Below are 13,659 nucleotides of genomic sequence, written 5' to 3' on the forward strand. Positions count from 1 at the left end.
AATTAGGGGTTATTCTAAAATAATTTTTTGAAAAATTTCTTTGGAAGCACTTTTTACTTTTAATAAATACACTCCAGAAGACAACTTAGGAATTGTTATTTCTGATTTTCCGTTTGAAGAAAATATTTTAGAGGTTATTTTTTTACCATCTATTGAATATAACAAAAACAAGATTTTAGAATCTACCAAACCGTTTATAGATATTGTACGATTGTTTTTCTTAAAAATATTTACTTCATCTAAAACAGTGGGTTTTGTAGATAGTACTTTGGATTTTGTATGCAGATAGAAATTTCCAATACCTACAGATTTTTCAGTTAATGTTGTTGTATATGAAGTGGTAGAAGAATCGAATTTTGTAAAAGTGTTGTTTTCTTTGTCTTCTAAGAAGATGTATAGGTCTTGTGGCATATTGCTACTTTCTGGAGTAAATGTAACTTTATCGCCAATAGCAGCTTTTAATCCAATAGGAATAACCATACTTTCGTAATTACTATTTGGCAGAGATTGTATGCCTAATTTTTGTCCTACATCATTAGTTACCAAATGCGAATAAATTTGAAAGTTGTTTGCAATTCCGCTAAAAACTTCTCCATCATAACCATCATCGAAACCAGTGGTGGTTCCTTTTATATAATAGATTTCGGTATATTTTTCGCTTTTTCCATCTGTAACGGATAATTTTATTTCTGGTCTGCTAGATTTAGAAAAGGTATCTGTATTTTGATGACTTAACATCGAAGTTGTAAAAACAACCTCATTTTCATTTTCAACTTCAATAAAAAAACCTTGTCCTGGTGCAATTTTAAAACTTTGTACAGTTACTTTTGGAATGTAGTCTCCATTACCAGCGTTTTCGGTTTGATCCCAAATCCAAATAGTTTGTGTTTTTAAAGGTTTTCCAACACCAATGTTATTGGGTAGTAAATTTCCGATATTTACATAAGACGCATACGGATTTGAAATTAAATTAAACGAATTAGAAGAGGTATGCACAACCGATTTGTTTACGTTTCCTGTATTTAATGTTCCTGTAAAAGAAATATCACCGGCAGCTGTAAGACGAGTTGTAAATCCTTTTCCAGAAGACATCATGTCTGTAGTGTCATCTCCATCAAGGCCATTTATAGCCCCAACTTTATAATAATTCCATCTATTAGAGGTTTTTGTATTGTCGTAAGTAGCCAATGCAATATTTTGGTCATTTCCAGAGCCAGAGCCTCTAGTGATGTTGGAATGTAAATTGGCGAAATTTACAACAGATTGCCCCGATAAAGGAGCTCCAATTAAATACCATTTGTTAGCGTCTAAACTTCTTTTGTAAGTTAAGTTTCCTGTAGATGTTCCATTGGCAATAATAGTACCACCAGAATTTATAGTAAATGTTCCAGTATTGCTAATATTACCATTAACAGTTAGAGATTGATTTGTATTAATTGTAAAAGTTCCTTCTACAGTAAAATTATTAATTGTGATTTCGTTTATATTTAAAAAAGCCGTTTTTCCTGTTGGAATTAGTACATTATCTACTGCAATAGGTACTCTATTTAAACTCCAATTGGTATCAACAGACCAATTGCCAGAGGTTGCAATAAATTCGTTTGTAACTGCAACGTTATTTATGGTAATAGAAACTTCTTTTTTATAGTGGTTACCCACATTTGGGGCTTGATAAGTTACTACATATGTTCCTTGTGAAGATGCAGAAACATCTATTTTTCCAGTAGAACTATCTATAACCAAACCAGCAGTGCTTGAAAAGTTTCCTCCAGAAATTCCATTTATTGTTGGAGTAGGATCTAAACCATATATAGAATAAGAATTTTCTGTAAAAGTAAATTTAGAAAAATCGTTGTAATGGATGTCTATAAATTTCTCAATTACTTTTGCGTAATCTCTAGAAAAATAAGGTATTGTTGGACTTCTGCTATCAGAAACGCCATAGGTTGAAGTGTAAACAGTTCCTAAATCTCGAACTCTTCTGTTTACCTCTGTCATAATTCCATCGATAGTTCCGCCACCACCTTTTACAGTTCCACCACCTTGCACTACAGTATTGTCTGTAGAAGGGTCTCCAGAACCATGCCTAATATTGTTGTAAAAATCTCCTGCAAAATAAGAGTTGGTACCTGGATTGGTATCGTCGCAAGAACCTTGGCTACCATCACCAACATTACTTGGTACAATTCTATAGCCTTGTGTTCTAGAACAACCTGCATAATTTAACTCTGCATATCTTTGGCCTCCAGTAACTTGCATAATTCCTCCAAAACTATTTGCTCCTCTAATTAAATCTTCGAAAGTCGAGTTGCTAATATTATTTTCGATTAGGTTTTTTATGGTTACTCTTGCCAATTCTGTAGCATTTGTAGCAGTATTGTTTAAGTCTTCATCAAAAGAATTACTAGGTAAATTGTAACCTGCTTCAATTCTTGGAATAGAATGACTTTGCCCATGTAAATCGATGTATAAACCTTTGCCGAATTTGGCATTAATATCTGCACTTGCTTGGTCTATAAAACTATGAAACGCATCAAAATAAATACCTGCAGTAGCGTTATTACAAGTGGCCACACTTTTATTTCTGTTGGGGTCTAATTTTTTACGATGTAAATTATTTATAATTATATAAGGATATGTACCAAACTGATCGAAACATTTTTTCTGAATTTCTTTTATTAACACGTCTGTATTATCGTCCATTTCATTGGTTCCACAGCTTCTAGTGCTTATTTCACCTGGCTCTAATCTTCCTCCATGAGGTGCAGAAATAATTACTGGCATTGTACCAGGAATATACTCTATGTATTTTTTACTGTTATTGTAATATTGAGAAACTCCAGGAAAAGTATCGTTAATAATGGTTACTGTATCTGTAATTGCAATAGGGCAACTTCCATTTGTAGTGTATGTTACTGTATAAATTCCTACAGTTGAATTAGAAACGTCTATAACTCCTGTAGAAGTATTTAAATCTAAACCAGATGTCGAGCTAAAAGATCCATTTTGCCCAGTTATGGCTGGTAATAAATCTACATCGTTTTTATTTACTCTAGAAGTTGGGTAAGAGAATGTAGCAACGTCTGAATTTGTAATTACTATGTTTTGAGTAGAACTGTTTTGGTCTGGATTTGTAGTTGTGTAAGTAACTACATAATTACCAACTGTAGATGCAGCAATGTTTATTTGTCCTGTGGTACTATTTATGCTTAAACCAGATGTAGAAGAAAATGTACCACCTGTTTCTCCAGTAATGGTGGGTGTTGGGTTTGAATCGGCACTACAATAACTGTTTTTGGAATAATTAAAAGAGGCATCATCTAAACCAATTGATATCGAAAATTCTAGTTCTAAATTAGTAGTTCTTGGATTTGTAACATTCGGAAATACACCATTAAAGTTGAATATTTCTGTTCCATTGGCAAATACTTTGCCGTAAGCACCAGTTCCATTCCAGCCATCTCCATAAGTATCGTAAACTTTAACTTTATATGTACCTTTAGGAAGACTTACTGTAGCAGAGTTTTGGTTTAAGAAAGAGGTGTTCGAGCCATTTCCGTAATTGTGGTCTATAGATAGAACAACTGTATTTGCCGAGTTTAGTATTTCCATCTTATTTTCACCAGAATAGTTTGGCCAGTTTACATTAAGATAAACATTGTTTTGCGAAAAGAAAAGGAACGATTTTAAAAAAAATATTAAGACAAAGGCATGTCTTAAAAAATTAGGGGTAATTTTTTTAGTCATTTGTTAGGGGTTAATAAGTTTAGTTAACAAATTATTGAAGCCAAAAAAAGGCTATAAACAAAATTGTCAATAGCCAAATATAGGTTTTTTTTTTAATAAAAAAATAAAAAGTTTAAAATTCTGATGTAATGTTTAAAGCAACATCGCTCCAAGTTTTAGAAACTCCATCTGCACCAGTATGCAAAGCTTCGCAAACTTTATTTAAAGAAGCTAGTGCTTTTGTAGCATTCCAATTTGTAACATCCATACTCGCTTTCATTGCGAAAGTTTTGTTGGTAATTGTATATGTAAAAGGCACTTTTTCTGTAACTCCGTTCATTTTTATGTTTGCATATCCAATAGAATCATTTTCTATGATTAATTTACCAGACAATAGTTTTGTTTGTTCCATTACACCAAAAAAGAACTTTTTAATCTTAAAATCTCTACTAGAATCTTTGGTAAAAATACTGCTAACAGGAATTGAGAATTCTGTATTATTTATCGCTTCTTTTATCGTGTTTCCTTCGCCTCCAGAAGTAATATTTACAGTTTTAAATTGCCCACCAACTGGTACTTTTTCTGTCGTTTTATAAGCTGTAAAATTAATTTTGTTTGTTGCTTCTTTTAAAGAGTAAGCAGCAGTGCTTTTTTTAACTGTTGAGGTGTTTTCTGTATTATTTTTCTTTTCTGATTTACAGGCTGTAAAATTTAAAGAAAGTACAAGTGTTAAAATAATATAAGTTACATTTTTCATAAGAGTTATTTTTTTCTGTTAAGTATTAAGTTTGCTAAATTTATATATTCTTGTTTTGCTTCGTTTGGAGACATGCCTTTTAATTGCATCCAAGCATTTGCTTTAAAGGCATTTCTAACATCAAGTTCGTTATTAAAAGTAAAAGTACTTCCGTAATTTGCTTGTTTGTAATAAGCATAAAATTTTAACATAATGTCTGGTGCAAGTGTTTCTTTCAATTGAGACATTTTTTCAAATGCTTCAGAAAATTCTATGTCTAAATTGGTGTTCATTTATTTTTGTGCAATCACTTGTGTTCCTCCTTTTACTTTATCGCCAAGTTTTACATTTAGTTGGGTGCCTAATGGCAAAAACAAATCGACTCTAGAACCAAATTTTATAAAACCAGCGTCTGTACCCTGTACAATTTCTTCGCCTTCTTTGGCATAATTTACAATTCTTTTAGCCAATGCACCAGCAATTTGCCTGTATAAAACCTCTCCAAAAGTAGCGTTTTCTAATACAATTGTAGTTCTTTCGTTTTCTGTAGATGCTTTTGGATGCCAAGCCACCAAATATTTACCTGGATGATATTTACTGTATTTTACAATTCCGCTCATGGCATATCTTGTAACATGTACATTAATAGGAGACATAAAAATAGAGACTTGCAATCTTTTATCTTTAAAATATTCTGGTTCTTCTACTTCTTCAATAACCACAACTTTACCATCTACTGGAGCTACAATAGTGGTTTCATCTAAATTTGTAAGTCTTTTCGGGTTTCTAAAAAATTGAAGTATTACGACTAAAAAGAAAACGATAAAAACTTGAATAGATTTTATAATCCAATTGGTTTCTAATAATTTTTCTGCCATTAAAATACCGGCAATGGCTAAAATGAAAGCAATAACAATTATTTTGTATCCCTCTTTATGGAAACGAATCATAAGTTAAATTATATAATTAATGTACAAATATACAAACGGAGCAGCAAACAGCAAACTATCTAGCCTGTCTAAAATACCTCCATGGCCAGGCATAATGTTTCCACTGTCTTTTATATTGGCTTGTCTTTTTAATTTCGACTCTACCAAATCGCCAATTGTACCAATAACAGATACAATTACTGCTATTATTAGCCAATTTAAAAAACTAAATTCGGTATTTATTCGGCTAATAACGTAGGCTGTAATCATAGAAAATACAAGTCCTCCTATAAAACCTTCCTGTGTTTTTTTTGGTGAAACCGATACAAAAAGTTTTCTACGCCCTAAGTTTTTTCCTACTAAAAAAGCAAAACTATCATTTACCCAGATAAGCACAAGTATAGAAATCATTAAATAAGGAGAGTAACTTTGGTTATAAAATGGAAGTAAAACCAAAAAACAGATAGAGAAAATAGGGTATCTAATTGTAAAACCTAATTTAGCTCTTTCGTTGGTAAACGCAATTTCTTTTTTTGCAAATAGTTGATATATTAAATATACAGAAGATAAAATAGTGATGATTAAAATAATATTAATAGCATAACTAAAGGGTCTTTTAAGCATTAAAAAAAGGGTAAGCCCAAAAAAAAGATAGGGAACTATATTTTTATTTTGAATCATTTTAGAAAATTCCCAAATGCACAAAACACCAAATATAGAGATAAGTGTAATGTAAGATTCCTTTGAAAAAAGAATTGCAACTACAAATATTAAAACGTAAATAATTCCAGAAAAACTCCTTCTTAAAAGGTTGCGCATATTATAAATCTTCTAATAGGAGCAAATATAAGTTTTTTGAGTTACTGTTACCATAGTTTAAAAAATTATCATCATTATTATTGATATTATAATTCTTTATAGAAGATATGTTGGTTGGTAATGATTTTTTACTGTTTGTTTTTATTCCTGTTAATCCTTGGCCGGTATTTTTAACAAGCTGACTGGTTTTTGCATACACAATAAAGTTTTCTGATAGTTCAGATAGCTTTGTACTTTTTAATTGATTGGAAGAAAAAAGAATATCTCCATGATCTGCAATTAAATGCTCGCAAGTTGTAAAAACGGGTGTATTATTATCGAATTTAGAGGTTGTTTTTATGCTTTTATTTTTAATAAGAGAACCAATACTGCTGTCTAAAAGTAATAATTCATTCCAATTATTTTCTGTTAAGATTTTATCTAAGCTTTCAGAAATTTCTTCTTCTTTTAGGCAGTAAAGAAATTTACCGCCTTTTTCTATAAAATTATGCACAAAAAAATCGTCTATAGATAAATCGACCTCTTGTTTTTGAATCTCTTTATCCTCTTTTATGGGAATGTTTAATAGTTTCTTTAAAAAATTCATTCTTCAATTAAAGAGTTTTTAATTATTCTTCCGTTTTTTTACTGAAGCAATAGTTGTTTCTTCTCTACACTTTTTCTTCAGCTTTTTCTTCTACATCTAGTGTTTCAAAAGGTCTTTTTCCGAAGATTTTTAATAAATCGTCTTTAAAAATTACTTCTTTTTCTAAAAGTAGTTCTGCTAATGTGGTTAATTTTTCTTTGTTTTCTGTTAATAATTCGATGGCTCTTACATATTGAGCCTCAATCATTTTAGATATTTCTGCATCAATTTTCTTTGCAGTATCGTCGCTATAAGGTTTTACAAAAGCATCGTTTCCAGAAGAATCGTAATAAGTAATGTTACCAACTTCGTCATTTAAACCATATACAGTAACCATTGCTCTTGCTTGTTTGGTTACTTTTTCTAAATCACTTAAAGCGCCTGTAGAAATTTTATTAAAAATAATTTTTTCGGCAGCTCTACCTCCTAAAGTGGCACACATTTCGTCTAACATTTGTTCTGTTTGAACAATCATTCTTTCTGCAGGTAAATACCATGCAGCGCCTAAAGATTGCCCTCTTGGTACAATGGTAACTTTTACCAATGGTGCTGCGTGTTCTAACATCCAACTAACGGTTGCATGACCCGCTTCGTGATATGCAATTACTTTTTTCTCTTTGGGTGTAATTACTTTATTTTTCTTTTCTAAACCACCTACAATTCTATCTACAGCATCTAAAAAATCTTGATGATGAATTGCTTTTTTTCCTTGTCTTGCTGCAATTAAAGCCGATTCGTTACACATGTTTGCGATATCTGCACCAGAAAAACCTGGAGTTTGCTGTGCTAAAAATTCTACATTTACATCGTCTGCCAATTTTAATGGCTTAATATGTACTTCAAAAATTTCTTTACGTTCGTTTATGTTTGGAAGATCTACATAAATTTGTCTATCAAAACGTCCTGCACGCATTAAGGCACTGTCTAAAACATCTGCTCTGTTGGTAGCTGCAATTACAATTACATTGGTATCGGTTCCAAAACCATCCATTTCTGTTAGTAATTGGTTTAATGTGTTTTCACGTTCGTCATTACCCCCAGTCATACTATTTTTTCCACGAGCACGTCCAATGGCATCAATTTCATCAATAAAAATAATGGAAGGTGATTTTTGAGCTGCTTGTTTAAATAAATCTCTTACTCTAGAAGCTCCTACACCTACAAACATTTCTACAAAATCGGATCCAGATAAAGAGAAAAACGGAACACCAGCTTCGCCTGCAACTGCTTTTGCTAATAATGTTTTTCCTGTTCCAGGAGGGCCTACTAACAAAGCTCCTTTTGGAATTTTACCTCCTAAAGAAGTATATTTTTCTGGGTTTTTTAAAAAATCTACGATTTCTTGCACTTCTTCTTTAGCGCCTTCTAAACCAGCAACATTTTCGAACGTTGTTTTAACTTTGGTGTCTTTATCAAATAGTTTTGCTTTCGATTTTCCGATGTTAAAAATTTGCCCACCACCAGAACCTGCTGCTCCACCAGACATTCTTCTCATAAAAAATAACCAAATAGCAATAAGAATAATAAATGGTAAAAAGCCAATAAGAGTGTCGAACATACTGGTTCTACTCTCGTTTTTTAAATCGTAGTCTAAATCTTTTTCTTTTTTTATTTCTTCTAAATGATTTTCGAAGTTTTGTAAATCACCAAAATTGTACTCGTATAAAGAAGCTCCATCTCTATAAAAAGCAGAATTTACCAGTTTTTGATATTTCTGTTTTTTTAACGCTTCTTCTTTAATGAAAATATGGGCTATGTTTTTATTTACAATAAGAATTTTAGAGATGTCGTTGTCTTTTAAAATTTCGTTAAATTCGTTTTTAGAAATGTTTTTAGTGGCTAAATCTCCACTGCTAAAAAACTGAAAACCAATTAAAAGCAAAAATATTCCGCCGTAAATCCAATACATGTTAAATTTAAATTTAGGCGTATTGTTAGTATTGTTATTTTTATTAGAATCGTTCATTTTTAATCAATAATATTTTTTTTGAATATTGTTTAGGCTGGTTTAATTTCGGTAATTTTAGCATCACCCCAAAGACTTTCTATGTCGTAAAATTCTCGTACATGTTTTTGAAAAACGTGCACAACAATATTTACATAATCCATTAAAATCCATTCAGAGTTTCCTTGACCTTCTATATGCCAAGGTTTGTCTTTAAGTTGTTTGCTAACTACTTTTTGTACGGAACCAGAAATTGCATTTACTTGTGTGTTAGAATTTCCTGAGCAGATTATAAAATAATCGCAAACAGTATTTTCTATTTCTCGTAAGTCTAGTAATTGAATATTTTCTCCTTTAACGTCTTCAATTCCTTGAATAATTACAGCGATTAAATCGTCTGTGCTTACATTTTTTTTTGTCATTAATTTTTTTCTAAATTTATCGCAAAGTTATTATTTTTTTGCGAGTATTTTGTGTAATATTGAACTAGTTTACACATTATTTAACACTTGAAAATAATCAAACTTAATGCCATTGATTCTACCAATTCTTTTTTAAAGGAAATGGCAACCAACACCAGCGCCGAAAATTTTACAATAGTTGTTGCAGAAAGCCAAACTAATGGTAGAGGGCAACAAGATTGTGTTTGGTTGTCTGAACCCTTTAAAAACCTAACTTTTAGCGTTTATCTTTCTTTTAGAAAGTTTCAAATTAAACATAAAAAAAACTTGCTTTTTGCGGTTTCTTTAGCTGTTTATGAAGCTATAAAAGAAGAAACAGAATTAAGTATTTCTATAAAATGGCCTAACGACATTCTGTCAGGAAACAAAAAAATATGCGGAATTTTAATCGAAAATAGCATTCAAAAAGATAAAATTAAACATGCTGTAGTTGGAATTGGTTTGAATGTAAATCAAACAGAATTTTCTAAAATAACCAGTAACGTAAGTTCTTTAAAGTTATTAACTCGACAAAATTACGATTTAGATGTTTTATTAAAAACGATTGTTTCTAAATTAAAAATAAGAATCGACCAATTAGCGTGCAAAGAGTTCGAAAAACTCGAAGAAGATTATTTAAAAGTGCTATATAAAAAAAACACCCCAACAATGTTTAAAGATCGTAAAGGTGTTTTATTTATGGGGTTAATTTCTGGAATTTCTAAGGAAGGTTTGCTTCAAATTGAACTGGAAGACGAAACCATTAAAGAATTCGGAATTAAAGAAGTGTCTTTCGTTTAAAGTTTTTCGATGTTTTCTGATAAAGTATCTACAAACTTTGTTAATGGTTTTTTAATCATCATAGCCATCATTGGATTAAAATCTCCTTCAAATGTAAGCTTTACTTCGGTTTTGTTTTTAGTAATTTCTTTTATATCTGCAGATAAAGTAAAAGGCAATTTACTACTTGCAGCGCCTAAAGTAATATTAGAATACGGAGTTTTTTCTTTTAAAACCAATCGAATCTCTGGCATTCCTGGCAATCCAAAAATAAAAGATTGACCATCGACTTCAAATTTATTAATGTTTTCGGGCATAATTTCTTTAAAGTTTTCTAATTTACTAAAAAAAGTAAAAACTTCTTCTGCCGATTTTTCTACAATTACTGTATTTCCATCTATTTTCATCTTGCTCTTAATTTTAATTTTGCGGATTCCATTCGCTTGGGTTCTTTCTCCATTCGTGTAGTGTAATTAGTTCTTTATCAGAAATATAATTACTATCTAGTGCTTGTTCTAATAAATTTTCGTAATTGCTTAAAGTAGATAAACGCACGTTTTTCTCTTTAAAATTTTTATCGGCAATTTCAAAACCGTAAGAAAAAATAGCAACCATTCCTTTTACCACTGCACCTGCTTGTTTTAAAGCCGCAACTGCATTTAAACTACTGTTTCCGGTGCTAATTAAATCTTCGATAACAACTACGTTTTGTCCGCTTTCTAAATGCCCTTCAATTTGGTTTTTACGACCGTGTTTTTTAGGCTCTGGTCTCACATAAATAAACGGTACACCCAATTCTTGTGCCACCAATATTCCAATGGCAATTGCGCCTGTAGCAACACCTGCAATAACATCTGGTTTACCATAGTCTTGCTCTACAATCTTAGCAATTTCTTCTTTTAAGAAAATACGAACTGGAGGGTAAGAAAGTGTTACTCTATTGTCGCAATAAATTGGCGATTTCCACCCAGATGCCCAATGAAATGGCGTTTTTGGGCTCAATTTTATTGCTTTTACTTGCAATAAAAGTTCGGCTGTTTTTTTTGCTGTATCTTTGTTTAAAATCATAGCGCAAATGTATAAAGTTTTTGTAAATGATAAACCAATAATTATTACATCTTCTCAAAAAAAAGAAAATAATTTTCCGGTTCATATTCTTAAGAATACCGTTTCTGAAGAGATTGTTCATAAACTAATAAATGGAACAACAAAAGGGATAAATTTATATACGCCAGATGTAGAAAAAGGCTGGCAAGAATTTTTAAATAGCTTTACCATTGTTTCTGCTGCAGGTGGTTTGGTTTTGAATGATAAAAAAGAAGTACTATTTATCTTTAGAAATGGTATTTGGGACCTACCAAAAGGTAGAATCGAAAAAGGCGAACAAATTAAAGAAGCTGCTATTAGAGAAGTAGAGGAAGAGTGTGGTATTTTCGGTTTAAAAATTGTAAAACCTTTATTAACAACTTACCATGTTTATTTTCAAGAAGGAATAAAATTAAAAGAAACTTTTTGGTTTTTAATGACTTCTAATTATCGTAAAGAATTGGTTCCGCAATTAGAGGAAGGCATTACCAAAGTTGTCTTTAAAAATGAAGAAGAAATTCGTAAAGCCTTTAAAAACACCTACAAAAATATAATTTTGGTGTACGATACTTATAAAGAAAGATAGTTTTCTAAAAAAACCTACTATCTTTGCCGACTTCAAAAATAGGCGCCAAAATATTATGACTGAATTTATTAAAAAAATAATTCCGAATGCTAAAGACGATGTTTTAGCAGGTATTACTGTTTCTTTAGCGATGATTCCAGAAGTGGTAGCATTTGCTTTTGTTGCTCAAATTAGCCCAATTGTAGCTTTATTTGGCGCTTTTGTAGTAGGAATTATTTCTGCACTTTTTGGAGGAAGACCAGGGTTAATTTCTGGTGCTGCTGGTGCTGTGGCTGTAATTTTTGTAACCATGATTCAAGAAGGGCACGCAAAAGGATTGCTTTTTGATACTCCTGTAGAAAATATGGGGTATTTTTATTTATTAGCAGCCGTAGTTTTAATGGGAATTATACAGGTATTTGCGGGTATTTTTAAACTAGGAAAATTTGTGCGTTTAATTCCACATCCAGTAATGATGGGCTTTGTAAACGGTTTGGCCATTGTTATTTTTATGGCACAATTGGGCATGTTTAAAGAAAATAAAAAAGATTTTTTCGGACAAAATATGCGTAAAACAAAATCTAAAGAGTTAGTATATAATGTTTCGGATAATACAGTAAAAGACATTGCCTCGAATACAGTTTTGTTTACCATTGAAGGGAATTCAGTAAAAAATAATAGTACAGGCGAAGAAGTATTTTTACTTTCAGATGGTCAAGTTTTTGATGTAAAAACTAAAAAAGTTGTTTTTAATGCCACTAAAGATGCTTTTTACTCTGTAAAAGATAAAGGGGTTGTAAAAACGACGATGCAAGGAAAAACTTTGTATGTAATGATTGGTTTGATATTATTAACCATGCTTATCGTTTGGGGTTTACCTAAATTAACGACCAAAGTACCAGCCGCATTAACAGCCATTTTAATTGTAACCTTAATTTCTATTTTTAGTGGATTAAACTCCATAAACGTAGGTGATTTTATTAGAGATGGTGGAGGTGCTGGGTTGAATGGTATTGACGAAATTTCTAGTAAATTAAATATTTTAGAACTTTGGAGCCACCTTCCTTTTAATTTAGATACCTTAAAATTTATTGCACCTTATGCATTTTTAGCGGCATCTGTTGGTTTAATAGAAACCTTAATGACCATGAACCTCGTAGATGAGTTAACAGAATCTCGTGGAAATGGAAATAAAGAATGTCTTGCACAAGGAGCTGGAAATATTTTTAGTGGGCTTTTTGGCGGAACTGGTGGTTGTGGAATGATTGGGCAAACCGTTATCAATATTAACGCTGGTGGTCGTGGACGTTTATCTGGTGTTATGATGGCGATAACCTTACTAACTTTTATATTATTTGCAGATAAATATATAGAACAAGTACCCATTGCAGCACTTGTGGGGGTTATGTTTATGATGGTAATAGAAACTTTTGCATGGTCGAGTTTTAGAATCTTAAAAAAAATACCAGTTTCAGATGCATTTGTACTAATTACTGTTTCTGCAGTTACTGTTTTCTTTGATTTGGCAATCGCAGTTTTTGTAGGAGTTATCATTTCCGCATTATCTTTTGCATGGACAAGTGCTAAGAAAATTAGAGCTAGAAAGCGTTTTAAAGAAGATGGAACAAAAATTTATGAAATTTGGGGGCCATTATTCTTTGGGAGTATTACCGATTTTAATGCAAAATTCGATGTTAAAAACGATCCAGATACGATAGAAATCGACTTTGTGGAAGCACGTGTTTCTGATCATTCTGCCATAGAAGCCATTTTTGGTTTGGTAGAAAAATACCAAGCTGCAGGAAAAAAAGTAACCCTAAAACATTTAAGTGAAGATTGTAAAGTTTTATTATACAAAGCTTCGCCAATTTTTGCAGACATAATTATTGAAGATATCGATGACCCAAGATATCATTTAGCAGCAAATCCAGAGAAATTTCCGAAACCTTTAGGAGATTATAAGTTTTAGGGCTTGTTATAATAAAAAATAATTTTTTGTATTCTTTTC

General features: G+C 31.5%; 13 protein-coding genes. 3 read left to right on the top strand and 10 right to left on the bottom strand.

Translation table 11 applies throughout. From position 1 onward, the window contains the following. Nucleotides 1–9 precede the first annotated feature (9 nt). From JL193_RS13705 to rsfS, 8 genes are all read right to left on the bottom strand, one after another. Nucleotides 10–3,612, bottom strand: coding sequence for a DUF8693 domain-containing protein (locus JL193_RS13705; RefSeq protein ID WP_207971329.1), 3,603 nt, complete (start codon nucleotides 3,610–3,612; stop codon nucleotides 10–12). A 247-nt stretch (nucleotides 3,613–3,859) separates the two neighbouring features. After that, on the bottom strand, nucleotides 3,860–4,483 hold the full coding sequence (locus JL193_RS13710) for a YceI family protein (RefSeq protein ID WP_207971330.1): 624 nt from the start codon (nucleotides 4,481–4,483) through the stop codon (nucleotides 3,860–3,862). A 5-nt stretch (nucleotides 4,484–4,488) separates the two neighbouring features. Beyond that, nucleotides 4,489–4,755 (bottom strand): acyl-CoA-binding protein, encoded by a 267-nt coding sequence (locus tag JL193_RS13715; protein ID WP_207971331.1) that lies wholly within the window; start codon nucleotides 4,753–4,755, stop codon nucleotides 4,489–4,491. Further along, nucleotides 4,756–5,412, bottom strand: a complete 657-nt coding sequence (locus JL193_RS13720) for a phosphatidylserine decarboxylase family protein (protein WP_207971332.1) — start codon at nucleotides 5,410–5,412, stop codon at nucleotides 4,756–4,758. It lies immediately after the preceding gene. Nucleotides 5,413–5,415: 3 nt separating this feature from the next. Beyond that, the gene (locus tag JL193_RS13725; RefSeq protein WP_207971333.1) at nucleotides 5,416–6,210 is read right to left on the bottom strand and encodes a phosphatidate cytidylyltransferase; all 795 of its coding nucleotides are present in this window, start codon (nucleotides 6,208–6,210) and stop codon (nucleotides 5,416–5,418) included. 1 nt (nucleotide 6,211) lies between these two features. Then, nucleotides 6,212–6,796 (bottom strand): LUD domain-containing protein, encoded by a 585-nt coding sequence (locus JL193_RS13730; RefSeq protein ID WP_207971334.1) that lies wholly within the window; start codon nucleotides 6,794–6,796, stop codon nucleotides 6,212–6,214. A gap of 64 nt (nucleotides 6,797–6,860) precedes the next feature. Next, complete coding sequence (gene ftsH / locus JL193_RS13735) at nucleotides 6,861–8,801, bottom strand: ATP-dependent zinc metalloprotease FtsH (RefSeq protein WP_207971335.1); 1,941 nt, start codon at nucleotides 8,799–8,801, stop codon at nucleotides 6,861–6,863. A gap of 32 nt (nucleotides 8,802–8,833) precedes the next feature. Next, complete coding sequence (rsfS, locus tag JL193_RS13740; protein ID WP_207971336.1) at nucleotides 8,834–9,202, bottom strand: ribosome silencing factor; 369 nt, start codon at nucleotides 9,200–9,202, stop codon at nucleotides 8,834–8,836. 87 nt (nucleotides 9,203–9,289) lie between these two features. Between rsfS and JL193_RS13745 the strand changes: the two genes are divergently transcribed. Further along, nucleotides 9,290–10,021, top strand: a complete 732-nt coding sequence (locus JL193_RS13745; protein WP_207971337.1) for a biotin--[acetyl-CoA-carboxylase] ligase — start codon at nucleotides 9,290–9,292, stop codon at nucleotides 10,019–10,021. Here JL193_RS13745 and JL193_RS13750 read toward each other — a convergent pair. Further along, nucleotides 10,018–10,407, bottom strand: coding sequence for an SRPBCC family protein (locus tag JL193_RS13750; protein WP_207971338.1), 390 nt, complete (start codon nucleotides 10,405–10,407; stop codon nucleotides 10,018–10,020). The genes JL193_RS13745 and JL193_RS13750 overlap by 4 nt on opposite strands. A gap of 13 nt (nucleotides 10,408–10,420) precedes the next feature. Further along, the gene (pyrE, locus tag JL193_RS13755; protein ID WP_207971339.1) at nucleotides 10,421–11,068 is read right to left on the bottom strand and encodes an orotate phosphoribosyltransferase; all 648 of its coding nucleotides are present in this window, start codon (nucleotides 11,066–11,068) and stop codon (nucleotides 10,421–10,423) included. A 7-nt stretch (nucleotides 11,069–11,075) separates the two neighbouring features. Here pyrE and JL193_RS13760 point away from each other — a divergent pair, with 7 nt between their 5' ends. Further along, a complete protein-coding gene (locus JL193_RS13760; RefSeq protein WP_207971340.1) occupies nucleotides 11,076–11,672 on the top strand; it encodes an NUDIX hydrolase in 597 nt (198 codons plus the stop codon). A gap of 55 nt (nucleotides 11,673–11,727) precedes the next feature. After that, complete coding sequence (locus tag JL193_RS13765; RefSeq protein WP_207971341.1) at nucleotides 11,728–13,620, top strand: SulP family inorganic anion transporter; 1,893 nt, start codon at nucleotides 11,728–11,730, stop codon at nucleotides 13,618–13,620. The last annotated feature ends 39 nt before the right edge of the window (nucleotides 13,621–13,659 follow it).

Origin of the sequence: Polaribacter batillariae (assembly GCF_017498485.1) — a bacterium.
GTDB lineage: Bacteria > Bacteroidota > Bacteroidia > Flavobacteriales > Flavobacteriaceae > Polaribacter > Polaribacter batillariae.

What these genes read in the sequence shown, in the direction of transcription:
- JL193_RS13705 (WP_207971329.1), bottom strand. Translation starts at nt 3,612, where the DNA reads ATGGAAATACTAAACTCGGCAAATACAGTTGTTCTATCTATAGACCAC.
- JL193_RS13710 (WP_207971330.1), bottom strand. Translation starts at nt 4,483, where the DNA reads ATGAAAAATGTAACTTATATTATTTTAACACTTGTACTTTCTTTAAAT.
- JL193_RS13715 (WP_207971331.1), bottom strand. Translation starts at nt 4,755, where the DNA reads ATGAACACCAATTTAGACATAGAATTTTCTGAAGCATTTGAAAAAATG.
- JL193_RS13720 (WP_207971332.1), bottom strand. Translation starts at nt 5,412, where the DNA reads ATGATTCGTTTCCATAAAGAGGGATACAAAATAATTGTTATTGCTTTC.
- JL193_RS13725 (WP_207971333.1), bottom strand. Translation starts at nt 6,210, where the DNA reads ATGCGCAACCTTTTAAGAAGGAGTTTTTCTGGAATTATTTACGTTTTA.
- JL193_RS13730 (WP_207971334.1), bottom strand. Translation starts at nt 6,796, where the DNA reads ATGAATTTTTTAAAGAAACTATTAAACATTCCCATAAAAGAGGATAAA.
- ftsH (WP_207971335.1), bottom strand. Translation starts at nt 8,801, where the DNA reads ATGAACGATTCTAATAAAAATAACAATACTAACAATACGCCTAAATTT.
- rsfS (WP_207971336.1), bottom strand. Translation starts at nt 9,202, where the DNA reads ATGACAAAAAAAAATGTAAGCACAGACGATTTAATCGCTGTAATTATT.
- JL193_RS13750 (WP_207971338.1), bottom strand. Translation starts at nt 10,407, where the DNA reads ATGAAAATAGATGGAAATACAGTAATTGTAGAAAAATCGGCAGAAGAA.
- pyrE (WP_207971339.1), bottom strand. Translation starts at nt 11,068, where the DNA reads ATGATTTTAAACAAAGATACAGCAAAAAAAACAGCCGAACTTTTATTG.
- JL193_RS13760 (WP_207971340.1), top strand. Translation starts at nt 11,076, where the DNA reads ATGTATAAAGTTTTTGTAAATGATAAACCAATAATTATTACATCTTCT.
- JL193_RS13765 (WP_207971341.1), top strand. Translation starts at nt 11,728, where the DNA reads ATGACTGAATTTATTAAAAAAATAATTCCGAATGCTAAAGACGATGTT.